At 63.5% G+C, this 25,614-nt stretch carries 18 protein-coding genes and 2 pseudogenes; 9 read left to right on the top strand and 11 right to left on the bottom strand.

The window, feature by feature from the left end; genetic code table 11:
* The 7 genes and pseudogenes from EN879_RS02045 to EN879_RS02015 all read right to left on the bottom strand — a co-directional run.
* Positions 1-241: pseudogene (locus EN879_RS02045) on the bottom strand (thermonuclease family protein); the annotation flags it as partial.
* A gap of 42 nt (positions 242-283) precedes the next feature.
* Positions 284-934 carry a helix-turn-helix transcriptional regulator gene (locus tag EN879_RS02040; protein WP_013533656.1) on the bottom strand — a complete coding sequence of 217 codons (651 nt, stop codon included), beginning with the start codon at positions 932-934 and terminating at the stop codon, positions 284-286.
* Positions 935-1,016: 82 nt separating this feature from the next.
* Positions 1,017-3,236: a 3-hydroxyacyl-CoA dehydrogenase NAD-binding domain-containing protein gene (locus tag EN879_RS02035; protein ID WP_063170008.1), complete on the bottom strand. Its 2,220-nt coding sequence runs from the start codon at positions 3,234-3,236 to the stop codon at positions 1,017-1,019.
* A gap of 14 nt (positions 3,237-3,250) precedes the next feature.
* Complete coding sequence (locus tag EN879_RS02030; protein WP_027161729.1) at positions 3,251-4,459, bottom strand: acetyl-CoA C-acetyltransferase; 1,209 nt, start codon at positions 4,457-4,459, stop codon at positions 3,251-3,253.
* A gap of 33 nt (positions 4,460-4,492) precedes the next feature.
* Positions 4,493-5,665: an acyl-CoA dehydrogenase family protein gene (locus tag EN879_RS02025; RefSeq protein ID WP_082826644.1), complete on the bottom strand. Its 1,173-nt coding sequence runs from the start codon at positions 5,663-5,665 to the stop codon at positions 4,493-4,495.
* Positions 5,666-5,711: 46 nt separating this feature from the next.
* Entirely contained in the window at positions 5,712-7,502 is a 1,791-nt protein-coding gene (locus EN879_RS02020; protein ID WP_013533660.1) for an acyl-CoA dehydrogenase, read from the bottom strand.
* A 307-nt stretch (positions 7,503-7,809) separates the two neighbouring features.
* A complete protein-coding gene (locus EN879_RS02015) occupies positions 7,810-8,268 on the bottom strand; it encodes a MerR family DNA-binding transcriptional regulator (RefSeq protein ID WP_013533661.1) in 459 nt (152 codons plus the stop codon).
* Positions 8,269-8,723: 455 nt separating this feature from the next.
* Here EN879_RS02015 and EN879_RS02010 point away from each other — a divergent pair, with 455 nt between their 5' ends.
* The 4 genes from EN879_RS02010 to EN879_RS01995 all read left to right on the top strand — a co-directional run bounded on the left by EN879_RS02010 (position 8,724) and on the right by EN879_RS01995 (position 16,094).
* The gene (locus EN879_RS02010) at positions 8,724-12,761 is read left to right on the top strand and encodes a peptidoglycan-binding protein (protein WP_063170007.1); all 4,038 of its coding nucleotides are present in this window, start codon (positions 8,724-8,726) and stop codon (positions 12,759-12,761) included.
* A 192-nt stretch (positions 12,762-12,953) separates the two neighbouring features.
* Positions 12,954-13,877 carry a sulfite exporter TauE/SafE family protein gene (locus EN879_RS02005; protein ID WP_013533663.1) on the top strand — a complete coding sequence of 308 codons (924 nt, stop codon included), beginning with the start codon at positions 12,954-12,956 and terminating at the stop codon, positions 13,875-13,877.
* Positions 13,877-14,668: a TIGR02186 family protein gene (locus tag EN879_RS02000; protein WP_013533664.1), complete on the top strand. Its 792-nt coding sequence runs from the start codon at positions 13,877-13,879 to the stop codon at positions 14,666-14,668. The genes EN879_RS02005 and EN879_RS02000 overlap by 1 nt, the downstream gene beginning before the upstream one ends.
* A 169-nt stretch (positions 14,669-14,837) precedes the next feature.
* On the top strand, positions 14,838-16,094 hold the full coding sequence (locus EN879_RS01995; RefSeq protein ID WP_027161735.1) for an Hsp70 family protein: 1,257 nt from the start codon (positions 14,838-14,840) through the stop codon (positions 16,092-16,094).
* A 188-nt stretch (positions 16,095-16,282) separates the two neighbouring features.
* Here EN879_RS01995 and EN879_RS01990 read toward each other — a convergent pair whose 3' ends face one another.
* On the bottom strand, positions 16,283-16,744 hold the full coding sequence (locus tag EN879_RS01990; RefSeq protein WP_013533666.1) for a cupin domain-containing protein: 462 nt from the start codon (positions 16,742-16,744) through the stop codon (positions 16,283-16,285).
* Between the two features lie 110 nt (positions 16,745-16,854).
* Between EN879_RS01990 and EN879_RS01985 the strand changes: the two genes are divergently transcribed.
* Positions 16,855-18,150, top strand: a complete 1,296-nt coding sequence (locus EN879_RS01985; protein ID WP_063170006.1) for a winged helix-turn-helix domain-containing tetratricopeptide repeat protein — start codon at positions 16,855-16,857, stop codon at positions 18,148-18,150.
* A gap of 134 nt (positions 18,151-18,284) precedes the next feature.
* On the opposite strand, the gene EN879_RS01980 is transcribed toward EN879_RS01985, so the two are convergent.
* Positions 18,285-19,187, bottom strand: a complete 903-nt coding sequence (locus EN879_RS01980) for a LysR family transcriptional regulator (protein WP_063170005.1) — start codon at positions 19,185-19,187, stop codon at positions 18,285-18,287.
* Here EN879_RS01980 and EN879_RS38805 point away from each other — a divergent pair.
* From EN879_RS38805 to EN879_RS01965, 4 genes are read left to right on the top strand one after another with little or no spacing between them, the layout of a single operon-like run.
* Complete coding sequence (locus tag EN879_RS38805) at positions 19,137-19,469, top strand: hypothetical protein (RefSeq protein WP_127390035.1); 333 nt, start codon at positions 19,137-19,139, stop codon at positions 19,467-19,469. The two genes, EN879_RS01980 and EN879_RS38805, sit on opposite strands and share 51 nt — an antisense overlap.
* Complete coding sequence (locus tag EN879_RS01975) at positions 19,466-22,396, top strand: molybdopterin oxidoreductase family protein (protein ID WP_063170004.1); 2,931 nt, start codon at positions 19,466-19,468, stop codon at positions 22,394-22,396. Before EN879_RS38805 ends, EN879_RS01975 begins: the two co-directional genes overlap by 4 nt.
* Entirely contained in the window at positions 22,393-23,127 is a 735-nt protein-coding gene (locus tag EN879_RS01970; protein ID WP_063170003.1) for a 4Fe-4S dicluster domain-containing protein, read from the top strand. Before EN879_RS01975 ends, EN879_RS01970 begins: the two co-directional genes overlap by 4 nt.
* A gap of 3 nt (positions 23,128-23,130) precedes the next feature.
* Positions 23,131-24,066, top strand: coding sequence for a DmsC/YnfH family molybdoenzyme membrane anchor subunit (locus EN879_RS01965; RefSeq protein ID WP_063170002.1), 936 nt, complete (start codon positions 23,131-23,133; stop codon positions 24,064-24,066).
* A 6-nt stretch (positions 24,067-24,072) separates the two neighbouring features.
* On the opposite strand, the gene pdeM is transcribed toward EN879_RS01965, so the two are convergent.
* Positions 24,073-24,789 carry a ligase-associated DNA damage response endonuclease PdeM gene (pdeM, locus tag EN879_RS01960; protein ID WP_063170001.1) on the bottom strand — a complete coding sequence of 239 codons (717 nt, stop codon included), beginning with the start codon at positions 24,787-24,789 and terminating at the stop codon, positions 24,073-24,075.
* Positions 24,786-25,614 (bottom strand): annotated as a pseudogene (locus EN879_RS01955) (DNA ligase-associated DEXH box helicase); the annotation flags it as partial. The pseudogene EN879_RS01955 and the gene pdeM, both read right to left, overlap by 4 nt.

Below are 25,614 nucleotides of genomic sequence, written 5' to 3'. Positions count from 1 at the left end.
GTTCAAGCCCGTCGGCGGGCAGTTCCGGCGGCGCGACGATTTCGGGATCGATCGCCCTCGAATGCGTCGCCGGCTGCGGAGCTGCGATGGCCGATGTGGCCGGCTCCTCGGGCAGCGTCCCGGCAGCCTGCTGCGCCATCGCATCGGCGCCCGGATCAAGCTGGTCCACGGTGATGACGCTTTCACTACCTTTCAGAGTGTGACCGCCAGTGACGACAATGGCTGCCATCACAGGGACCATCAGAACCGCCAGCGCATGATGGAGAAGCCGCACCAGCTTGACCTATTGGCTTGCCCAGACAATCCGCGCCACCCATTCGACATCGCGCATGGGAATATCGCGGTCGGGATGATCGGGATTGAGCGAGACCAGCGCAATCGACCTGACGGTCTGGCGCTCGAGCACCTTGGCCATCACTTCGCCTGATGTGGTCTTGACGACGACGCGATCGCCCTTGCGGGTAACGGCGCCCGGTTCGACGATGAGGACGTCGCCATTGCGGTAGAGCGGCAGCATGGAATCGCCCTGCACCTGCAAAGCATAGGAACTCTCGGTCGATTGCGTCGGCAGTTCGATCAGATCCCAGCCCTGCCCGGCTGGAAAGCCGGCATCGTCGAAGAAGCCGCCGGCGCCGGCCTGGGCAAAGCCGAGCAGCGGCACGGAGCTTCGGCGGGCGACCGAAGCCGCATGGCTGGCCCCGGCCCGACCTTCAATCAAACCGGTGAATTCGTCGAGGGAAGCGCCCGTTGCCTCCATAATCTTTGCCAGTGATTCGGTCGAGGGCCAGCGCGGCCGGCCATCCGACGACAGGCGCTTCGACTTGTTGAAGGCGGTGGAATCGAGCCCCGCACGCTTGGCCAGCCCCGAGGCCGAAAGCGAATAGCGCTCGGCAAGAGCATCAATGGCAGCCCAGACACGGTCATGCGAGAGCATGTGTCGCTCTCCTTTGAACAGGAAAAAATACCTTCCCTGTTCTAACCCCGGACCGCCATCTTGTCCACAGTGCAAGGCTTACTCACGCCGCTTTCCTGGTCTCGCCTTTCGCATAGGGATCGAAGCGCTGATAGAAGCTCTCACCCTTCTCGGCCATGTCGAGCAGCAGCTTGGGCGCCTTGAACTCGGCGCCGTATTTCTTCTGCAGGTTTCTGGCGATCTTGACGAACGCCTTGGCGCCGATGCCGTCGATGTAGGACAGCGCACCGCCGGTATAGGGAGCGAAGCCGAAGGCGAGGATCGAGCCGACATCGGCCTCGCGCGGGTCGGTGACGATGCCTTCTTCCATCACCCGGGCCGCTTCCAGCGCGATGGTGACCAGCAGCCGCTGCTGCAGTTCCTCATAATCGACCTTCTCGGGCGCAAGCTGCGGATAGAGATCCCTGATGCCCGGCCACAGCTTCTTCTTGGCGGGCTTTGCCGGATAATCGTAAAACCCCTTGCCGTTCTTGCGGCCGAAGCGGCCGTGATCGTCGACCATGGTGTTGATCAGCGCCATCTGCTTGGGATCGACCGCCTTGTCGCCCAAATCCCTGATGGTCTGCTTCATGATCTTCTGGGCAAGGTCGATGGCCGTTTCGTCGGTCAGTGCCAGGGGGCCGACCGGCATGCCGGCTGCCTTCGCCGCGTTCTCGATCATCGGCGCGGGCACACCTTCGATCAGCATCTTGTAGGCTTCCGACATGTAGCGCAGCACGCAGCGGTTGACGTAGAAGCCGCGCGTGTCGTTGACGACGATCGGCGTCTTCTTGATGGCGCGAACGAAGTCGATCGCGGTGGCCAGCGCCTTGTCGCCGGTCTTCTTGCCCAAAATGATCTCGACCAGCATCATCTTGTCGACCGGCGAGAAGAAATGGATGCCGATGAAATTCTTCGGCCGCGCCGAATTCTTGGCCAGCGACGAGATCGGGATGGTGGAGGTGTTCGACGCGAAGATCGCCGATGGCTTCAACACGGCTTCCGCCTGTTCGGTGGCGCTCTTCTTGACGCCCGAATCCTCGAACACCGCCTCGACCACCAGATCGCAGCCGGCAAGGTCGGCGTAGTCCGCCGTCGGCGTGATCAGCGACAGCAGTTTGTCCTTGTCCTCCGGCTTGGCGCGGCCCTTCTTGACCTGATCCGAGACCAGGCTGTCGGAATGCGCCTTGCCCTTGGCGGCCGACTCCAGATCACGGTCGAGCAGCACCACCGGGATGCCGGCCTTGGCGGTGACATAGGCGATGCCGGCGCCCATGAAGCCGGCGCCGAGAATGCCGATCTTCTTGAACTTGGTTTCGGGCACGCCGGCCGGGCGGCGGGCGCCCTTGTTCAGTTCCTGCAGCGACACAAACAGCGAGCGGATCATCGCCGCCGCTTCCCTGGTCTGCATGATCTCGGTGAAATAGCGCTGCTCGATGCGCAAGGCGGTGTCGAATGGCACCAGCAGGCCTTCATAGACGCATTTGAGGATCGCGGCGGCGGCCGGATAGTTGCCATAGGTCTCGCGGCGCAGGATGGCGATGGCCGGCGGCCACAGATTGAAACCGGCCGGCGAATAGATCTGGCCGCCGGGCAGCTTGAAACCTTTCTCGTCCCATGGCGCCACCGGCTTCAGGCCATTCCTGATCATCGCCTTGGCGGTCTCGACCAACCTTGTCGGCTCGGCGATCTCATGGATCAGGCCCATCGACTTGGCCTTCTGCGGCGACAGCGTCTGGCCGGAGGTCAGCATCTGCAACGCCTGCTGCTGATCGGTCAGCCGCGGCACGCGCTGGGTGCCGCCGGCGCCCGGGAAGATGCCGATCTTCACCTCGGGAAGCGCCATCTTCACCTTGTCGCTATCGGCGGCGACACGGCCGTGGCAGGCGAGCGACAATTCGAAGGCGCCGCCCATGCAGGTGCCGTTGATCGCCGACACCCACGGCTTTCCTGATGTTTCCAGCTTGCGGAACAGGCCGGTCATCATGCCGGCATTGTCGAACAGCGCCTTGGTCGCCTTTTCGGCGTCCTTGCCCTTTTCCGCGGCGAAGGTCGTCAGCATCTTCTGCAGCAAAGAGATATCTGCACCGCCGGAGAAGGTATCCTTGCCGGAGGTGATCACGGCGCCCTTGATGGCGGCGTCACCAGCCACCTTGTCGACAATGGCGTTCAATTCCCGCATCGCCTCTTCGGTGAAGACGTTCATCGAACGGCCGGGCATGTCCCAGGTGACCAGCGCAATGCCGTCGGCGTCGGTGTCGAGGGCGAAATTGGTGTAGCTCATCGTTTCTCTCCCCGTCAGACGCGTTCGATGATGGTTGCGGTGCCCATGCCGGCGCCGATGCACAGCGTCACCAGAGCGGTGTTGAGATCGCGCCGCTCGAGTTCGTCCAGCACCGTGCCGAAGATCATCGCGCCGGTGGCGCCGAGCGGATGACCCATGGCGATGGCACCGCCATTGACGTTGATCTTGTCATGCGGAATGTCGAAAGCCTGCATGTAGCGCAGCACCACCGAAGCGAAGGCTTCGTTGAGCTCGAACAGGTCGATGTCCGAGAGCTTCATCTTGGCGCGCTTCAACAGCTTCTCGGTGACGTCGACCGGACCGGTCAGCATCAGCACAGGCTCGGAGCCGATGTTGGCGAAGGTGCGGATACGCGCGCGGGGCTTCAGCCCCATCGCCTTGCCGGCCTTCTTCGAACCGAGCAGCACGGCCGCCGCACCATCGACGATGCCGGACGAATTGCCGGCATGATGGACGTGGTTGACCTCTTCCACTTCGGGATGCTTCTGCACCGCGACCGCATCGAAGCCGCCCATTTCGCCGGGCATGACGAAGGACGGGTTGAGCGAGGCCAGCGACTGCATGTCGGTCGACGGGCGCATATGCTCGTCATGGTCGAGGATGGTCAGGCCGTTCTGGTCCTTGATCGGAATGACGGATTTCTTGAAGCGGCCATCCGCCCAGGATTTGGCGGCGCGCTTCTGGCTCTCGACCGCATAGGCGTCGACGTCGTCTCTGCTGAAGCCGTATTTGGTGGCGATCAGGTCGGCCGAGATGCCTTGCGGCACGAACCAGCCGGGCAGGCCGACCGAAGGATCCATGAACCAGGCACCGCCCGAGGCGCCCATGCCGACGCGCGACATCGATTCGACACCGCCGGCAATGACGATCTCGTCCGCTCCCTGCGCGATCTTGGCGGCACCGAAATTGATGGCGTCGAGCCCGGAAGCGCAGAAGCGTGAGATCTGCATGCCGGGCGCCTTGGTGTCGTAGCCGGCCTCGAAGGCGGCGGCGCGCGGAATGACCGAACCCGCCTCGCCGACCGGATCGACGCAGCCGAAGATGATGTCGTCGACGTTTGCAGTGTCCAGCCCATTGCGGTCGCGCAGCGCCTCGAGCGTCTTGGCGGCAAGCCGCACCGCCGGCACCTCGTGCAGCGATCCGTCTTTCTTGCCCTTGCCACGCGGTGTGCGCACGGCGTCATAGACATAAGCTTCAGCCATTTGCTTGCTCCTTGGGTTTGCCTGATGTCGCCTTCAGAGAGAGCGTCCGATCAGCAATTTCATGATCTCGTTGGTGCCGCCGTAGATGCGCTGGACGCGGGCGTCGCGGAACATGCGGGCGATCGGGTATTCATTCATGTAGCCATAGCCGCCATGCAGTTGAAGGCATTCGTCGACGACTTTTCCCTGCAGGTCGCTGAGCCAGTACTTGGCCATCGACGCTGTCACGGGATCGAGGCCGCCCGCGATGTGGCGGGCGACGCAATCATTGTAGAAGACGCGGCCGATGGTGGCCTCGGTCTTGAGTTCGGCCAGCTTGAACTGGGTGTTCTGGAAATCGATGATCGCCTTGCCGAACGCCTTGCGCTCCTTGACGTAGTCGATGGTCAGCGCCAGCGCCCGCTCGATCATGGCGATGGCGCCCGTGCCGATCTGCAGCCGCTCCTGCGGCAGTTGCTGCATCAACTGGACGAAGCCCTGCCCTTCCTCGTGGCCGAGCAAATTGGAGGTCGGCACGCGCATGTCGTTGAAGAACAGCTCCGACGTGTCGTTGGCCTTGAGCCCGATCTTGTCGAGGTTACGGCCGCGCTGGAAACCTTCGACCTCGTCGGTCTCGACGACGATCAGCGAGGTGCCCTTGGCGCCCTTCTCCGGATCGGTCTTGGTGACGACGATGATGAAGTTCGCAAGCTGGCCGTTGGTGATGAAGGTCTTGGAACCATTGATCTTGTAGTGGTTGCCATCCTTCTGCGCCCGCGTCTTGACGCCCTGCAGATCGGAACCGGCGCCGGGCTCGGTCATGGCGATGGCGCCGATCAGCTCGCCGGTCGCCAGCTTCGGCAGCCATTTCTTTTTCTGCTCCTCGGAGCCGTAGTGGAGGATATAAGGGGCGACGATCGAATTGTGCAGGCCGATGCCGAACCCGTCGACGCCGACATGGCCAATGGCCTCGATGATGGCGCTCTCATGCGCGAAGGTGCCGCCGGAGCCGCCATATTCCTCCGGCATAGAAGCGCAGAGCAGGCCGGCGGAACCTGCCTTCAGCCAGCTTTCGCGATCGACCATCTCGTTCTTCTCGAACTCGTCGTAGCGCGGCGCGATCTCCTCCGACATGAAGCGATGCGCCATGTCGTAGAGCATGCCGACCTCGTCCGCCGCCCAGGCGGGCTTCGGCAAAGAGAGCACTTCGGCGGGATTTGTCGCCACGATTTCCTCCGCGTATCGACAGACAGAAAGGCCAGTGAAGTCGAGCTTAGAACGCTTCCGCCGGCAGTGCCATCAATGTGTCAGCGCCGCTCGAAATGCGGGCGAGATGCGCCGATGTCTCCGGCATGATCCGCTCCATGAAGAAGCGCCCCGTCACGATCTTGTTGTCGTAGAAGGATTGCGCGCCATTGGCGTCCGTCTTGCCAAGTGCCACCTTGGCCATCTGCGCCCACATATAGCCCAGAGCGACCAGGCCGAAGAGATGCATGTAGTCGGTCGAGGCGGCACCCGCATTGTCGGGCTTGGCCATGCCGTTCTGCACCAGCCACATGGTCGCTGCCTGCAAATCGTTGAGACCTTTCTTCAACGCCTTGGTGAACGGCGCCATCTTCTCGTTAGCGCGGTTCTCCTCGCAGAATTCGCCAACCTCCTTGAAGAAGGCCTGCACGGCGCGGCCGCCATGCAAACCAAGCTTGCGGCCGACGAGGTCGAGCGCCTGGATGCCATTGGCGCCTTCATAGATCATAGCGATGCGGGCATCGCGCACGAACTGGCTCATGCCGTGCTCTTCGATATAACCGTGACCGCCGAACACCTGCTGCGCCATGACGGCGTGGTCGAACCCTTTGTCGGTGAGCACGCCCTTGACCACCGGTGTCATCAGGCCGGTGTAGTCGTCGGCGGCCTGGCGATCCTTGTCGTCGCCGGAGCGGTGGGCGATGTCGGACTTGATCGCCGTCCACAGCGCCAGCGCGCGGCCGGCCTCGTTGAAGGCTTTCATGGTCATCAGGCTGCGGCGGATGTCGGGATGGACGATGATCGGATCGGCCTTCTTGTCCGGCGCCTTCGGCCCAGACAATGAGCGGCCCTGCAAACGGTCCTTGGCGTAGCCGACAGCGTTCTGATAGGCGATCTCCGACAGCGACAACCCCTGCAGGCCGACACCGAGGCGCGCCTCGTTCATCATCGTGAACATCGCCTTCAGGCCGCCATTGGGCTCGCCGAGCAGCGTGCCCTCAGCCTCGTCATAGTTCATGACGCAGGTCGAATTGCCGTGGATGCCCATCTTCTCCTCGATCGAGCCGCAGGAGACGGTGTTCCTGTTGCCCGGATTGCCCGACGGGTCGAGCTTGAGCTTCGGCACGATGAACAGCGAGATGCCCTTGACGCCTTCCGGCGCACCCTCGATGCGGGCCAGCACCAGATGGACGATGTTGTCCGACATGTCGTGTTCGCCGGCCGAGATGAAGATCTTCTGGCCTGAAATCTTATAGGTGCCATCGCCGTTCGGCACCGCTTTGGTCCGCAACAGGCCGAGATCCGTGCCGCAATGCGGCTCGGTCAGGTTCATGGTGCCGGTCCAGGCACCCTCGATCATCCTCGGCAACCATGTCGCCTTCTGCTCGTCGGTGCCGTGGGTGATGATTGCCGCGATCGCGCCCTGCGTCAGGCCCGGATACATCATCAAGGACATATTGGCCGAGACCATATATTCGGCGACGGCGGTGTGCACGGCATAGGGCAGGCCCTGGCCGCCGAACTCGACGGGTGCGGCCAATCCCATCCAGCCGCCCTCGCGGTACTGGTCGAAGGCCTCCCTGAAGCCTTTCGGCGTGGTCACCGAGCCATCGTCGTGACGCACACAGCCTTCCATGTCGCCGACACGGTTCAGCGGATGCATGACGTTTTCGGCGAGCTTGGCGCCTTCGGCGAGGATCGCCTCGAGCACATCGGGCGTGGCGTCGGCAAATCCGGGAAGGTTCGAATAACGCTGGTAACCCAGAACCTCGTTGAGCACGAACAGCGTATCCTGGACCGGAGCCCTGTATGTCGGCATGCTTTTTCTCCACCCTGCAAACCCGGTCCGAATGCCCCGAAGACAAGCCAGGGCGGCATGCGGACCCATATTGGGAGCGGGATAGCAAAAATTGACGTTTGCGTAAACGTCAATTTTCTCGATGCGACAAGATTCCCCGCCCCCTGGAGCAATGAGCGTAGCGGCGCGACGTTGCGCAAGCCAGCGCCGAAAGGCCATAAGAGTGGGCCAGGACAACGAAAAGCCGCGTGGCAGGCCACGCGGCTAGACAGAACTCGGACAATCAGCAGACGACTTGGTGTCTGGCGCAATTCCTGACGGAATTGCTTCAGCTGGCGGCGCTCGCCTGCGGCGCCGAACGCTCGCTCAGCATCTGGCGCACCGCCGACATCGAGCCGCTGAGCTCGTTGATGGCGTCGTCGATCAGCGCCCGTTGCTTCTGCAGGCGGGCAAGCTGCTTTTCCGACTTGTCCAGCGCAAGCTTGAGCTGCTTGGTGTTTGAACCGGTGGGATCGTAGAGATCCATCATCTGCTTGACGTCGCGCAGCGAGAATCCGACCTTGCGGCCAAGCAGGATCAGCTTGAGGCGGGCCTTGTCGCGGCGCGTGTAGAGACGGGTCGAACCGTCGCGCTGCGGGTTGAGCAGGCCCTTGTCTTCGTAGAAACGCAGCGTGCGCAGCGTCACTCCATATTTCTTCGCCATCTCGCCGATGCGGACGAGGTCCTCGCCGGCTTCGGCAGACATATTGGTATTGGCCGCGGTCTCGCCGGCCGAGATAAGCTTCATGGTCACTGGCTTTCCCCGTCTGGTGGCGTCGCGGTCCTGGACCGTGCGTCGCCTGACTGGAAGCGGGGGCCTGCTTCCAGTCGTGGTTTCAACAAACAAATCGCAAACATGCGCTCAATGCGCCTTTTACGTTTACGTCAATTCTATACCGATTGCCGCAGGATGACGCAAGGGCGTTCTGCGCCCCGCCCTTTATGCCGCACCGTCAGGCCAGCAGCCAACATCCTTTCGATTTCTTAAGTTTGGTTAACGCGTTGTTTACCACGTTGGGGGAAATGTGGGCGCGTCGGCTACCCGTGTTTATCCTGTATCGAATTTTTCACGGTTTTTCGGAGCGCGGGCGAGAGCCCGGGAAGCTCGTCTTCCGCCGCGGCATCGCCGCCGGTCGCCTTCGTTCCGATAGGGACCTGGGGGAACTGGCCGCGAGCCAGCCATTCTGAAAGACGGACGCACCGATGAACAGCAAGCGGTCCTATCTCGATACACTCAATGCCGGCAGGCAGCGCAGGCCGCAGACCACGCTCGATCAGTTGAACCAGTCGCTGGAGACACTGGAGCAGCGGCTGGAGCGGACGCGCGAGGATCCGATGGCACGTCCCGAACTCCGCCAACCCGATCCCCGCCAATATGGTGCCGATGCGCGCTACCCCGCCGCCCGGCCCTCTGGCCAGCAGCGCTGGTATGAGGACCCGCAGCCCGCGTCGCGTCCGAAGAGCCCGATGCAGGGAGCCGCCGCTTTCGAGCAGAATTACCAGGCCATTGCCCGCGATATCGATCGCGTGCGCGGCCAGGAGGATGGCGTTGCCATGGTCGGCAAGATCGCCGGCGAATTGCGCGGCATGCGCGAGGAATTGCGCCACCAGATGACCGCAGGCCTGCAGCGGGAATTCGAAGCGCTGCGCAAGGACATCGAGCGGGCCTTCCAGTCAGGCGCAAGGCCCGGTGCTTCGGCCAAGGGCAGTGCTGAACTCGGCCTTGAGTTCGAGCGTCTTTCGGGCGCCATCCAGACCCTGGCCGAGAAGAGCGACGACAGAAGCGTCAACATGCTGCGCCTCGAGCTCGAACAGGTCAAAGCCGCACTCGAAACGCTGGCACGCGAAGAGAGCGTGCAGAAGGTCGACCGCCGCTGGGACGATTTCGATCGCCGCTGGACGGCGTTCGAAGACCGCCTCGACGCCGACCAGCGCAAGCGCTCGGACGACCCGGGCCTGTCTGCTCTCACCGCCCGGCTCGAGCAGATCAGCAATGCCGTCAACAATTTGCCGGAATCGTTGTCGCTGCGCTCGCTGGAGGAGAAGGTGCGGACGCTTGCCGGCGCTGTCGACCATTTCGCCAGCCAGCAAGACAATCGCGGCAGCGACACGCTTGGCATGATCGACGAGCGGCTGGACGAGATTTCCCGCGCCATCGTGGCATCGACGGTCGCCGCGCAAGCCAATTCATTCGACCACGAGGCTTTCGAGCGCATAGAGAGACGGATCGACTCGCTTGCCGGCCAGATCCAGGAAGTGGCGCAGGATCGTCCCGGCAACGCGGTCATGGACCGGTTGAGCACGCTGTCGGGCCGGGTCGACGAACTCGCCGGCCGCGCCAATCTGCCGGAGCAGGCGATGGAGCGCCTGGCCAAGCAGATCGCATTCATCGCCGACAAGATCGACCAGGCACCCGCCATGCCTGACGCCGACTACATCTTCCATGGGCTGGAGCAACGCTTCGACGTGCTGTCGAGCATGATGGAACGCCGCCAGGGTGACGCCATCGAACAGGGCAACATGCTGTTCCGCGATCTCGAGCGCAGGCTGGACGAGGTTGCTGACAGGCTCGACCAGCGCATGCCGCAGGTCGACAGCGTCGGCATCATGGAAGCCATCGATGCCCGCTTTACGGCGCTCGCCAAGCGCCTTGAAACGCGTGTGCCCGATCCCGCGGGCGAAGCGGCGATCCGCGGACTGGAGAGCCGGCTCGAAGACATTTCAAGCCGGCTGGACGCGTCGGCCGCACAGGTCGCCGGCATCGATCCGGCGCTGATCCGCAGCCTGGAAGCACAGGTTGCCGGCCTGTCGGCTCATCTTTCCAAGCCCAGCACCCCGCTGCCGGAATTCGAGGACATCAGCCCGCGTCTCAACGAAATTGAAAAGTCGCTCGCAGGAACCCGCGATTCCATTCTCGGCGCGGCGCGCGAAGCGGCCGAGAACGCAGTGCAATCGCTGGCCGGTTCGAGCGCCAATGCGACCGCGGTTTCCGGCCTCGCCCAGGATTTGAAGACGCTTGAAACACTGACGCGGCGCTCCGACGAACGCAATTCGAGAACGTTCGAGGCCATCCACGATACGTTGCTCAAGATCGTCGACCGGCTGGGTTCGCTCGAACCCGGCGAGCCGGTCGAGGCGATGAGCGAATTGCTGGATGCGGCACCGGCCGAGCCGAGCAACTGGCGCGGCGTGCGCCGACCCAAAATGGCCGTCGACGCGCCGTCGATGGATATCGATCAGCCCCTGCCATTGACTGGGGACATGGCAGATCTCGATGGCCGTGCCGCCGCCATCCTGCGCAATGAGCCGGGTGCACGCGGCGACCTGGGTATGCGTAGCGACCTCGGTATTGGTATTGGCACGCGCACGCCGGCCGAGGCTGCCGCGGCGGCGGCCATGGCCGCGCTCGGTTCGGACACGATCGCCGAGAAAGGCGGACAGGCCGGCGGCCGCAAATCGTTGTTCGGCGGGCTGGCCCGCGCCTTCAAGGGCAAGAAGGAGGCGGATATCCCGCCACTGGCCGGCTCAGCGCCGAGTGCCCCAATACCGAGCGTCGATCTCGACGAGCCGCTCGATCCGAAAATGGCCAACCGGCCGCTGGAGCCCGGCTCCGGCGCACCTGACCTCAATGCCATCATGAAGCGCGTGCGTGACGAGCGCGGCCAGCCGGCCAAGCCCAGCGACACCGATGCCGCGAAATCGGATTTCATCGCCGCTGCCCGGCGCGCGGCGCAGGCCGCGGCCGCCGAGGCCGATGCGCTGAAGCGCCAGTCGACGGTGACCGGACCGGTGAAGGCACTGCGGATCGGCGACCTGCTCAAGGCACGGCGCAAGCCGATCCTGATGGGGACAACCGCGATCCTGCTGGCGCTGGGCGCCCTGCAACTGGGCAAGGCCTTTTTCGCCGATCCGGCCCAGGTGGCGAGCAACGATGTCGTGCCGATCGTCGCCTCGCAGCCGATGCAAACCGCCTCGCTCGATGCCGCGAGCCAGCCAAAGACGGACGCGCAGCCCGCGGCAGTGGAAAGCGCGCCGGACCATGCCGTCAGACAGGCCGAGCCATCCGCACCGGCAACCAAGGACGACATGGCCGCGCAAAGCATGATTGCCACGCCGTCAGGCGCCGAGCCGTCGATGGGTGCCGCGCCGATCGCAGAACCGGTTCCCGCCCCCGTCGCCTTGGCTACATCGGCCGATGCAAACCCAGCGGCGTCCGAGACGACGACAGCTTCGGCTGCGCCGGCCTCGACCGTTCCGGTCGCCGCCGAACCTGCCGATACCGATACCGCCACCGGCATCCAGCCTATGGCGACAGAGCCGACCACCGCCAAGGACACCACGGGCGCGGTTCCGCCGGTGGACGCTTCGCCGGCGACGACGGCAAAATTCGACATTCCCGCTGACGCCGGCCCGGCCGCCTTGCGTGATGCCGCTGCCAGCGGCGACGCCAAGGCGCTGTTCGAAATCGGCTCGCGCTATGCCGAGTCGCGCGGCGTCAAGGAAGACATGGCGGCAGCGGCCAAATGGTACGAGAAATCGGCGGAACTCGGCTTCGCGCCGGCCGAATACCGTATCGGAAATTTCTACGAAAAGGGCATCGGCGTCGCGCGCGACATCAAGAAGGCGAAGACCTGGTACCAGCTTTCCGCGGCACAGGGCAACGCCAGCGGCATGCACAATCTGGCCGTGCTGTTTGCCATGGCGGCTGACGGCGTGACCGACAATGAATCGGCCGCGCACTGGTTCCAGGCGGCGGCCGACGTCGGCGTCAAGGACAGCCAGTTCAATCTCGGCATCCTCGCCGCCAAGGGCGTCGGCATGAAGCAGAACCTCGAGGAGTCCTACAAATGGTTCGCGCTCGTCGCCAAGACAGGCGACAAGGATGCGGCGGCCAAGCGTGACGAGATCGCCAATGCGCTGCGGCCCGAGCAGCTCGAGCGCGCCCGCGCCGCGACCGAGCTGTGGAAGGCCAAGCCGCTGGATGCGGCAGCCAACTCGGCCGACATTCCCGAGTCCTGGCAGGACGGCGCGCCGCAGACGACCGCCAGCATCGACATGAAGAAGGCCGTCCAGAACATCCAGCGCATTCTCAACAAGAACGGCTACGACGCCGGCGGCGCCGACGGCAAGATGGGCCAGAAAACGAAGACCGCGATCATGGCTTTCCAGACCGACAACAAGATGGCGGCGACCGGCGAAGTCGACGAAAACCTGGTGAAGGCACTGCTGGCGCGCAAATAACGGCAGAGGCGTCGCTTCCACGACGCCCTTGCCACACATTCGCCTGTTAACTGATTGAGATGTTTTTTGTTTCGGCGGCGTAGCGCGGTTTGACTTCGCAGCACCTCCGGCGCAAGAACGAATTGGCTTGTCGGTCCAAGATGCCCGCAACGGTTGCATTCGCCGACAGGCAGAACTGATCGAGACTGACGGGTGGGCATCTATCTCCCGATCGCGGAAATTTCCGTCAATATCTTCGTCCTGCTGGCCATGGGCGCGGCGGTGGGTTTCCTGTCGGGCATGTTCGGCGTCGGCGGCGGCTTCCTCATCACGCCGCTCTTGATCTTCTACAACATCCCTCCGGCGATCGCTGTCGCCACTGGCGCCAACCAGGTCATCGCCTCCTCCGTCTCCGGCGTCCTTTCGCACATGAAGCGCGGTACGCTCGACCTCAAGCTCGGCGGGGTGTTGCTGGCCGGCGGCATTGTCGGTTCCACCGGCGGCATCTACGTCTTCGCCTTCCTGCGCAGGCTCGGCCAGCTCGACCTGTTCATCTCGCTGCTCTACGTCGTGCTGCTCGGCACCGTCGGCGGGCTGATGCTGGTCGAAAGCGTCAATGCGCTGCGCGCGACGCGCAGCGGTGCGGCGCCGGTGCTGAAGAAATCCGGCCAGCACAACTGGATCCACCGCTTGCCGCTGAAGATGCGCTTCAGGGCGTCAAAACTGTTCGTCAGCGTCATCCCCGTACTTGGGCTTGGCGCCGGCATCGGCTTCCTGTCGTCGATCATGGGCGTCGGCGGCGGCTTCATCATGGTGCCGGCACTGATCTATCTGCTGAAAGTGCCGACCAATGTCGTCATCGGCACCTCGCTGTTCCAGATCATCTTCACCTCCGCCTATACGACGCTGGTCCACGCCACCACCAACCAGACAGTCGATGTCGTGCTGGCCTTCCTGTTGATGGCGGGCGGCGTCGCCGGCGCGCAGTACGGTGCCAAGGCCGGCCAGAGGCTGCGCGGCGAGCAGCTCAGGGCCTTGCTGGCACTGCTGGTGCTGGCGGTGGCGATACGATTGGCGATCGATCTTTTCGTCACCCCGCCCAACCTCTATTCGCTGTCTGCCGCGGGCCTCAACTGATGAAGGCTCGCAGCACATTCGCAACCGCCATTGTCCTGTCGCTGCTTGCGGCCGCCGTGCCGGCGAAGGCACAGGTCCCGCTGACCGAAGGCATCCAGATCGGTCTCTCCACCGACAACGTCTCGATCACCGCCGGTTTTTCCGGGGCCGATCTGACCATCTTCGGTTCGCTGGAAAACCCGGATCCACTCGTCGCGCGCCAGGGCCGCTACGACGTCATCGTCGTGCTCGAAGGTCCGCCCAAACCGGTGGTGGTGCGCCGCAAGGACAGGGTGCTCGGCGTCTGGGTCAATCTGGACTCTGAGACCTTCGAAAACGTGCCGGTCTCCTATTCGGTGGCGACGACGCGGCCGCTGCAGGACATCACCGAACCCAACAGCTACAAGCAGCTGTCGCTCGGCGCCTCCAACCTCTATATGCAGCCCGCCGATGCCGGCGACAGCCCGGCGACGATCGAGGAGTTCACGGCAGCACTGCGGGAGCGCAAGTCAGCGACCGGCCTCTACAGCGAGAATGTCGGCGGCGTGCAATTCCTGTCGCAGAACCTTTTCCGCGCCACCGTCAGGCTGGCGCCGAATGTGCCGGTTGGAACCCACAAAGCCCGCGCGTTCCTGTTCAAGAGCGGTCTGTTCATCAAGGAAAGCTCGGCCCAGCTCGAAATCCGCAAATCCGGTTTCGAGCAGTCGATCTTCCGTGTCGCCCACAATTATTCCTTCCTCTACGGCGTCTTCGCGATATCGCTGGCCATGCTGACCGGCTGGCTCGGAAGGCTGATCTTCCGGCGAGATTAGGATTTTCCCCGAAAAGTGGTTTCCCTTTGCCGAGGCATGCGGTAGATCGCGCTCCCCAGCCAAATGGCAGACACAAACAATTCGGTTCGGCAGAGCAGCCCGTCCCCGGACAGCGCGCGATTTCTCATGGCGCCTGTCGGCTCGCCGACGACAAATGCAGGAACTTGTCATGCGACCAGCCTTCGGCGGCATCGACTTCGGCACTTCGAACTCCACCGTGGGCGTGGTCCGCAACGGGCAGCCGCGCCTCGTCGCGCTGGAGAACGGCCAGGTCACGCTGCCCAGTGCCGTGTTCTTCAACTTCGAGGACAACCGCACCTGCTTTGGCCGCCAGGCCATCGCCAATTACACCGACAGCATCGAAGGCCGGCTGATGCGTTCGCTGAAGAGCGTGCTCGGCAGTTCGCTGGCCCATGAAAAGACCCGCATCAAATCGCGGTCGATCGGCTTCATGGAGATCGTCGGCATGTTTCTTGGCCATCTCAAGAAGAGGCTGGAAGCCGATGCCGGCGATACGGTCGAGACCGTCGTTCTTGGCCGGCCGGTGCAATTCGTCGATGACGATGCCGAGGCCGACGCGAAGGCGCAAAGCGAACTCGAGAACGCCGCACGTGCCCAGGGCTTCAAGCACATCGCTTTCCAGTTCGAGCCGATCGCGGCGGCGCTCGACTACGAGCAGAAGGTGACACGCGAGGAACTGGCGCTGATCATCGATATGGGCGGCGGCACGTCGGACTTCTCGATCGTGCGGGTCTCGCCGCAGCGCTCCCGTTCGCTCGACCGCAAGGACGACATCCTGGCCAGCCGGGGCGTCCATATCGGCGGTACGGATTTCGATCGGCTGCTGAGCATCGCCCATGTCATGCCGCAGCTCGGCTATTTGACGCCGACCAAGGACGGCAAGCGCAACCTGCCGGCAAGCTATTTCATCGACCTCGCCACATGGCAGCGCATCAACCTGGTCTACACCGCCAAGGCGATGACGCATCTGCGCCAGATCCGCTACGAGGCCGAGCGCGCCGACCTCGTCGACCGTTTCATCCACGTCGTCGAACACCGCTACGGACACGCGCTGGCCGCACGTGTCGAGAAGGCCAAGATAGAGCTGACCGACAGGTCATCCGCAGAGGTCGCTGTGAAGCTGCCGGGTGCGGAGTTCACCGCCGAAATCACGCGCAGCGGGCTCGACGCGACGATTGCCAGGGACATCGAGCGGGTCACCGCAACGGTCGGGCAGACTATCAGGGACGCTGAGGTGAAGCCGTCCGACATCACCGCGGTGTTCCTGACCGGCGGATCGACCGCGATCCCGCTGGCCAAACGAGAGATCCTGTCGCTGGTGCCGCAGGCATCCGTCATCGAAGGCGACATGTTCGGCTCGGTCGGACTTGGCCTGGCGCTGGATGCGCAACGCAAGTTCGGCTGAGGCTTTCTTCGAGCGGTCCAGCTTTTCAGAGATTACTGATCCGCTTTAGGCCAGGTCGTGTACCCATAACCTTCGGCGTGATGCGATGAAGATCACGTCCGCTTTGCGCCGATAGCGACCAAGCTCGTGCGCCAGCGCGATATGTCGCAATGGGCCAGAAGCTGTCGTGGGGCCGCCGTGACAGATGCCTACCCGCGTGTCGTCAAAGTCGAGAGCTGGTCAGTATCGTAGCGGTTCCGCAGCTCAGCGAGGGCTTTTGGGTCCGGCGCACCCTGCGCCGCGAGTTTGGCAAGTTCTTCGAAGTAGCGTTCGTGGCCAGGCGGAGAGACGGTCATCAGCACGCGGGCGGGTCTCTCACTGACATTCGTGATGTCGTGCGGCACTCCCGGTGGAATGAACAGATAGGTTCCGGGCGTTGCGCGAACCGTCTTGTCGCCGACATGCCACGCACACTCGCCTTCGAGCAGGTAGAACGTCTCTTCCTGCACACGGTGAACATGCCGTCCGGTGGCGAATCCCGCTGGGATCGTCCAGTCGAACATGCTCGTGTGCTTGGTGTTTTCGCCGGTGACGAGGAAGACCATAGGTTGACCACGCAGCATGATCCCCTTCTTCTCGTCGGGCATGCGAATAATGGCATTGGCGCTCATAGGATCCTCCTTTGACTGGGTGCTTACTTCCGGCAAGCACCTGTGCGACATTGGCCGTCGATGCCGGGAAAGTCGTGAATTCGTTCCCAAAAATTTGCTAAAAGCGTTGGATGACAATCGGAGGCGACCTTTATCAGTTTGGCCCGTTCCGTCTCGATCAGGTGGCGGGCATTTTGTATCACGGCACCGAGCCAACCATGCTTGGGCAACGCGCCGTTTCGCTTCTGCGTTTGCTGCTCCAAAACGCGGGCGTACCGGTATCCAAAGACGCGCTGGTCGAAGCCGGCTGGGGCAAATTGGCGGTTGCCGACAACAACCTGACGGTCCAGATCGCGGCCTTGCGCCGGGTATTGGCCGACGCAGCGGATGCTGAGAGCTGGATCGAAACACTGCCGCGCCGAGGCTATCGCTATGTAGGACCGGCTGTTGCGACGAGTGTCCCTGATCGTTTTGCAGCCGCCCGCACCGCGTCGGCGCCGACCTTGCCTGAGAAGCCTTCCGTGGCGGTCCTGCCGTTCTCGAACTTGAGCGGAGATCCGCAACAGGAGTACTTCGCCGATGGAATGGTCGATGACATCATCACCGGCCTGGCACGCATAAAATGGCTTTTCGTTATCGCGCGAAACTCGACCTTCGCTTACAAAGGCCGCGCCGTGGACGTGAAGCAGGTCGGCAGCGAGCTTGGCGTACGATATGTCCTCGAAGGCAGCGTGCGCAAAGCTGGCGGTAGTGTGCGCGTAACCGCTCAGATGATCGATGCATCGACCGGCGCGCACGTGTGGGCCGAGCGCTACGACCGCAGTTCGGAGGACATTTTCGCGCTTCAGGACGAAATCGCGCTATCAGCGGTGGGCGCGATTGCTCCAAGCTTGCGAAAAGCGGAAATTGAACGTGTCAGGCGGAAGCGCCCAGAGAGTCTCGACGCATACGATCTCGTGCATGATCGCGCCGCTGCATTCACGGCATTAGACGCAGCCCTCGCCATTAGCCCGTCATCGGCGCTGACTTACATTCTTGGCAGCGTCGTTCTCGGATGGGCCGGCGAAGCAGAGCGCGCGATAGAATGGAGCGAGAAGGGTATCCGGCTAAGCCCGTTCGATTCGTGGGCTTGGGCCGCGTTTGACGCCCAAGCAATGAGCCATTTGCTGCGCGGGCGTTACGAAGAAGCTTGTCGCGCAGCCTACAAGTCCGTTCAAGCCAATCCGGCACACAGCATCACCTACGTGCAACTGACCGCTGCGCTCGCCAAACTCGGCCGGCTGGACGAAGCGAGGGCCGCCGCCGCGCGCGTGCGCGAGCTTCAGCCGGGCTTCCGCTACAGCCGCCAATTTGCTGGCGTGCGCTGTGCGCCAGCGCTCGCGGAGACTCTGGGAAGCGCGCTGCGGGACGCCGGATTGCCAGAGTGACGGCTGGGCGTCGAGGCGGACAGCGCTAGCGAGCCCATCTGGGGAGGAAGGTCGTGGTGAGGCGTTTCAATCAGCCACTCGATACAAAGTACCAAGACCTCCGAGCCAACGGCAAAGCCGCAAACTCTGATACTCTAGCCCGCCGACGGGGCATCCGCCTTGCCGTCGAGATGCGCCTTAAGCGCCATCTGGGCCAGGCTTGCCTGGCGATCGCGATGGGTGATCATGGCGAAGTCGCGTTTCGGCAATTCGAGCGGCACGGATCTGAGACTGCCTTCAGCCACGGCGCGGGCCACGACAAGCTCCGAAATGATGGTGGCGCCGGCTCCCGCCTCGACCGCCTGGCGGATAGCCTCGTTGCTCGGCAGCACCAAAAAAATCTGCAAGTCGGCGAGCGAAATGCCTTCGTGGCGCGCCAGATCCTCCAGCACTTCGCGTGTGCCCGAACCGCCCTCGCGGATGATCCAGCGCAGGTCCTTGATGTCGGAGTGGCCGGGCGCAACTTCGGCGATCTCCGGATGCGTGCTGGCAACCACCAGCATCAGCCTGTCGACGTCGACCTTGGTGCGGCGCAGGATGTCGGACTCGGTGCGCCCCTCGACCAGGCCGAGATCCGCCGCGCCATCGAGGACATTGGCCTCAACCTGCCTGGTGTTGCCGATGGAGACGCTCAGCCTGACGGCCGGATAGGCTTCATGGAAGGAAGCCAGCCGGCGCGGCAGCCAGTAGCTGGCGATGGTCTGGCTGGCGGCGATCGAGAGGCTGCCGGTGACGGTCTGCGAGACATGCTCCAGCACATTGCGGGCGGCGGCGGCCCGTTCGAGCACGGCCTTGGCCTCCGGCAGGAACCGGTGGCCGGTCTGGGCAAGCTCGATGTTGCGGCCGACCCGGTTGAACAGGTGGACGCCGTGCTGTTCTTCAAGCGCCCGGATGGCCGCCGATGCCGCCGACTGCGAAATGCCCAGCAGTTCCGCCGCCTTGGTCATGTGGCCGCGCTCGGCGACGGCGACGAAAATCCGCAACTGATCCAGGGTCATGTCCACATTAAGAACCAATATCGATCGAATTTACAAGAACAACTGATTAGACAGATCGATACCTTTATTCTAAGTTTTCCGGCGAAGTTAGAAAAAATTCGCCGAAAGATCGCAGAGAGCAGAATGATCGGGCGGCTCAGATCCCTGCTTGCGCATTGGACCCGCGGCTTAAGGCGGCGGCTGGCCGGCGATCGCTATCACCCGGAAGAGCACTATATGCGCGGCCCCGGGCCGAAGACGCGGGCCAAATCCATGCGCCGTACAGGCGCCACCGGATCATGATGCAGGGACCGCCGCGCGGCGCGAATTCGGCACCATCGCAACGCCCGCTTGCCGACACGCGAGCGCCCGATGAAGGCGACGGCGTCGACACCTCGCCTGCCGTTTCCGACAGCATCGCCAAGACGACCTGCTACATGTGCGCCTGCCGCTGCGGAATCGATGTACACATCAAGGATGGCAAGGTCCGCTACATCAACGGCAACAAGGACCACCCGGTCAATCGCGGCGTGATCTGCGGCAAGGGCAGCTCCGGCATCATGCAGCATTACAGCCCGGCAAGGCTGAAGAAGCCATTGCTGCGCGCCGGCCCGCGCGGCTCCGGCGAGTTCCGCGAGATCGAGTGGGAGGAGGCGTTTTCTATCGCTACGGAACGGCTGTCGAACATCCGCCGGACCGACCCCAGGAAACTCGCCTTCTTCACCGGCCGCGACCAGTCGCAGTCGCTGACCGGCTGGTGGGCGAGCCAGTTCGGTACGCCGAACTTCGCCGCCCATGGCGGCTTCTGTTCGGTCAACATGGCGGCCGGCGGCCTCTATACGATCGGCGGTTCGTTCTGGGAGTTCGGCGAGCCCGACTGGGACAACACCCGGTATTTCATGCTATTCGGTGTCGCCGAGGATCACGATTCCAACCCGATCAAGATCGGTCTCGGCAAGCTCAAGGCGCGCGGCGCCAAGGTCGTCTCGATCAATCCGTGCCGCACCGGCTACAATGCCATTGCCGATGACTGGATCGGCATCCGGCCCGGAACAGACGGCCTGTTCGTGTTCGCCCTCATCCACGAATTGCTCAAGGCGGGTCGCGTCGATCTCGAGTATCTGCTGCGCTACACCAATGCCCATGTTCTCGTCGTGCAGGAGCCAGGTGCTGCCGATGACGGGCTGTTCGTGCGCGATGCCGACGGCAATCCGCTGGCTTGGGACAGGGTGGCGAAGACACCGGTCAGCGCCGCCGATGCCGGTGCGAAACCGGCGCTGACCGGCAGCTTCACGATCGGCGGGCGCCGCTGCGTCCCGGTGTTCCAGCTGATCGCCGACCGCTACCTCGATGAGAGTTACGCACCGGACTCGGTCGCCGAGCGCTGCGGCATTGCCGCCGACACGATCCGCAGGATCGCCGCCGAACTCGCCCATGTCGCCTTCGAACAGACGATCGAATTGCCGATCGCCTGGACCGACTGGGCCGGGCGCCGCCACGAGACGATCAAGGGGCGGCCTGTCTCGATGCACGCCATGCGCGGCATCTCTGCCCATTCGAACGGTTTTCACACCTGCCGCGCCATCCATCTCCTTCAGGTGCTGTTGGGCACGGTGGATGTCCCCGGCGGCTTCCGCTTCAAGCCGCCCTACCCTCGATCCGCGCCGCCCGGACCGAAGCCGGCGGGCAAGACCGTCAAGCCGATGACGCCGCTCGACGGCATGCCGCTCGGCTTCGTCTGCGGGCCGGACGATTTGCTGGTCGGCGAGGCCGGCACGCCGCTTCGCATCGACAAGGCCTATTCGTGGGACGCGCCGCTGGCCGCGCACGGCCTGATGCACACCGTCATCCGCAACGCCTGGGCAGGCGATCCCTACAAGATCGACACGCTGATGATGTACATGTCGAACATGGCGTGGAATTCCTCGATGAACACCGTCGAGACCATGGCGATGCTGACCGACAGCGACGAAGCGGGCAACTACAAGATCCCTTTCATCATCTATTCCGACGCCTATTATTCCGAGACCGTGCCGTTCGCCGATCTGGTGCTGCCGGACACGACCTATCTCGAGCGCCACGACTGCATCAGCCTGCTCGACCGGCCGATCAGTCATGCCGACGGACCGGGCGACGCCATCCGCCATCCCGTCATCGAGCCCGACCGCGACGTCCGGCCGTTCCAGTCGGTGCTGATCGAACTCGGCGCCCGGCTCGGCCTGCCTGGTTTCGTCGATGAGGACGGCTCGGCCAGATACCGCGACTATGCCGACTACATCGTCAACCATGAGCGCACGCCCGGCATCGGCCCGCTCGCCGGCTGGCGCGGCAAGGATGGGACCTCGACCGGCAGGGGTGAGGCCAACCCGGACCAGTTGCAGCGCTACATCGACAATGGCGGCTTCTGGCATCATGATTTCGCGGACGACCAGCGCTATTACAAGATGGCCAACCGCTCCTATCTCGACTTCGCAGTGCAGATGGGTTTTATCCCGAAAGCCGAACCGATCGTTTTCCAGCTCTACTCGGAGCCTATGCAGCGCTTCAGGCTCGCCGCGCGTGGCCATGGCCGTGTGGTGCCGCCGAAAGGCGATCGCCAGCGCATCGAGACCTACATGGACCCGCTGCCCTTCTGGCACATGCCCTTCGAGGAAGCGGTCGTCGACCTCGAAAAATATCCGCTGCATGCGCTGACGCAGCGGCCGATGCACATGTACCACTCCTGGGGTTCGCAGAATGCGTGGCTGCGGCAGATCACCAGCCAGAACCGGCTGTTCGTGCATCACCGGACGGCAGCCGGTCTCGGCCTTGTCGATGACGACTGGGTGTGGATCGAAAGCATCAACGGCAGAGTGAAGGGGCAGATCAAGCTGATCGACGGGGTGAACGAAAGCACGGTCTGGACCTGGAACGCCATCGGCAAAAGGCGCGGCAGCTGGGGGCTGAAGGACGACGCGGCCGAGAGCAACCGCGGCTTCCTGCTCAACCATATCATCGGCGACCAGACCTCGGCCGACGCTCAGGGCAAACGCTATTCGAATTCCGATCCAGTGACGGGCCAGGCTGCGTGGTTCGACCTGCGCGTGCGCATCGTCAAATGCGCAGCCGAAGAAGCCGGGTTCACCGAGCCGCAGTTCCAGCGTTTCCTGCAGCCGCCGCATTTCGAATCCTCGCCCGACAGACTGACTTTCGGCGCCGAATTCCGCAGGGCGAGAGAGGCGACCAAATGACCTGTCTGCCAAGTCAAAGCGGCAAGAAGCTCGGCCTCGTCATCGATCTCGACACCTGCGTCGGCTGCCAGGCCTGCGTCACCGCCTGCAAGGAATGGAACACCGGCGGCCACATGGCGCCGCTGACCGACATCGATCCCTATGGCGGCCATGTCGACGGCGTCTGGTTCAACCGCGTGCACAGCTATGAGCACACCACCGAGATGGGCGGACGGACGGTGAACTTCCCGCGCTCCTGCCTGCATTGCGAGACGCCGGCCTGCGTCACCGTCTGCCCGACTGGCGCCTCCTACAAGCGGGCTTCGGACGGCATCGTGCTGATCGACGAGGACAAGTGCATCGGCTGCAAATTGTGCAGTTGGGCCTGTCCTTATGGAGCACGCGAATTCGACACCGATGTCGGGGTGATGAAGAAATGCACGCTGTGTGTCGACCGCATCTACAATGACAATCTGGCCGAAGAAGACCGCGTGCCGGCCTGCGTCGCCGCCTGCCCGACCAGCGCCCGGCATTTCGGTGATCTCGGCGATCCCCTGTCGGCGGTCTCGCAACTGGTGGCCGAGCGTGGCGGCGTCGACCTGATGCCGGAGCTCGGCTATCGCCCGACCAACAAATATTTGCCGCCGCGCGCCCACACCGCGCGCGCCGCATCGGTGGCCGCGCCGGCATTGGAACCGGTGCGGGCCGAAGGCGGTTTCCTCGGCTGGGTCGACCGCATGCTTTCGAATTGACCCATGCATCCAGCCTTCTCCGTCGTCTTCTTCACCACTGCCACCGGCGCGGGCTACGGCCTGCTCGCGCTGCTGGGCACGCTCGGAGGCTTCCAGATCATCCCACCCGATTTCTGGCTGGGCTTCATCGGCATGGGGCTGGCGCTCGGCCTGATCGTAGCCGGCCTGTTGTCCTCGACGGGTCATCTCGGCCGCCCCGAACGCGCCTGGCGGGCGTTCTCACAATGGCGCAGTTCATGGCTGTCGCGCGAAGGTGTTGCCTCGGTCATCACCTTCATTCCGGCGGGACTGTTCGGCATCGGTTGGATATTCTTCGGCAAGACCGATGGCTGGGTCGGCATCGCCGGATCTCTGGCCACCATCGGCGCAATCATCACCGTCTGCACCACCGGCATGATTTATGCGTCGCTGAAGCCGATCGCCCAATGGCATAGCCGCTTCACCCTGCCCGGCTATCTCATCTTCTCGGCAATGACCGGCAGCGTGCTGCTGAACGCGCTGCTGCAGGGCTTTGCGCTTGGTTCGAAGGTGCAGCTGGCGGCTTGCCTGCTGCTGACCTTGACCGGCTGGGGCTGGAAGCTGGCGACCTGGCGCTACAATGACCGGCTGGAGATCCCGACCACCGCCAACACCGCGACCGGGCTGGCGGGAGGTACGGTGCGGTCGCTGGAATGGCCGCATACCGAAGAGAATTACCTGCTCAAGGAAATGGGTTTCCGCATCGCGCGCAAGCATGGCGCGCGGCTGCGTCAGATCACGCAGCTTCTGGCCTTCGCGTTGCCCTTGGGGCTGCTCGCCATTGTGTTCGCCCTGCCCTGGCCGCCGGCAGCGTTGCTGTCGGTACTCGCTGCTGCAATCCAGTTCGCCGGCATGCTGGTCGAGCGCTGGCTGTTTTTTGCAGAGGCGAAGCACACGGTTACGCTTTATTACGGCAGGTAGGGCTGTTTAGCCCGGCCGCAGCATCGAGCCGGAAATGGCAAAGATGCGTTGGGCGCCCAGCATATAGGCCATCAGCGTGTCCAGCCGGAACAGCCCGGCATAGGCGCGGTCGAGAACGTTGAGCGAACCGGTATAGGCGCCGAAGGCCGGCATGATCATGCGGCCTCCGTCGCCGGCAAAGCAGCGCCGCCGCACCGAGCGGCCCTGCTGGACGATGCGGGCGCAGGGATGCAGATGGCCCGCTATTTCGCCTTCGACACGCTGCTTCGACGGCTCATGCCGGAACAGCAGCGAGCCGATGGCAAGTTCACGCACCGTCTCGCCAGGCAGGTCGGCTGGCGCTTCCGGGTCATGATTGCCGGCGACCCAGAACCATTGCCGGCCTGATATCAACGCCTCCAGCCGCTCGCGGAAGCTTGCATGCATGCGCTGGGCGCCACCGCCATCGTGAAAGCTGTCGCCCAGGCTGATGACGATAGACGGCTGGTAGTCAGCGATGACGGCCTGCAATCGCAGCAAGGTCGCGCCGGTGTCGTAGGGCGGGATCAGCGTGCCGCGGCGTGCCAGCGACGAACCCTTTTCCAGATGCAGATCGGACACGGCCAGAAGCCGCAGATCCGGAAAATAGAGCACGCCGCGCGGGTCGCAGACGGCGCGCTTGCCGGCGATGCCGACAAGATCGGCCTCGGCGATCAGCGATGTGCGCGCCAGCGAAAAATTCATTCCTCGACCATCTCCGGCCCCATGGCCTCTGCGACCAGCGTCGCCGCATCCATCAGCAATGTCTCATCGGCTTCGCCGTTCACCGGCATCTTGCCGATCTCGAGCATGATCGGCACGGCGAGCGGCGATATCTGTTCGAGTGCCTTATGCACGATTCGACCCTGGATGCGCGAGAGCATGTCGGCAAGTCTGCTGACATCGAGCAGGCCGGCCGCCGCATCGGCACGCGTCGCCTGCAGCAGGATGTGGTCCGGTTCATGGCTGCGCAGCACATCATAGATCAGGTCGGTCGAGACGGTGACCTGGCGGCCGCTCTTCTCCTGGCCAGGGTGGCGTTTCTCGATCAATCCGGAAATCAGCGCGCAGTTACGGAAGGTGCGCTTGAGAAGCCAGCTGTCGGCCAGCCAGGCTTCGAGGTCGTCGCCCAGCATGTCCTGGTCGAAAAGTGCGCTCAGCGAAGGCTTCCTGGCTTTGAACATCGCGCCCATGTCGCCCAGTGACCATATAGCCAGCGCATAATCGGTGGCGACGAAGCCGAGCGGCCTGGCTCCTGCCCTGTCGAGGCGGCGGGTGAGCAGCATGCCGAGCGTCTGGTGCGCCAGCCTGCCCTCGAACGGGTAAGCCACCAGATAGTGGCGATTGCCGCGTGGAAAGGTCTCGATCAGCAGGTCGTCGCGCTTGGGCAGCACCGATTTGTCGGCCTGGAAGCGCAGCCAGTCGGCGACCTGCTCGGGCAGCTTTTTCCATCGCTGCGGGTCATCGAGCATGATGCGGACCTGTTCGGCGAGATAGGTCGAAAGCGGAAACTTGCCGCCTCCATAATAG

It is taken from the genome of Mesorhizobium sp. M7A.F.Ca.AU.002.02.1.1 (assembly GCF_003998535.1).
GTDB lineage: Bacteria > Pseudomonadota > Alphaproteobacteria > Rhizobiales > Rhizobiaceae > Mesorhizobium > Mesorhizobium ciceri.
The sequence above is the reverse complement of the archived record's forward strand: the minus strand, read 5'-3'. Positions and strand labels throughout refer to the sequence as shown.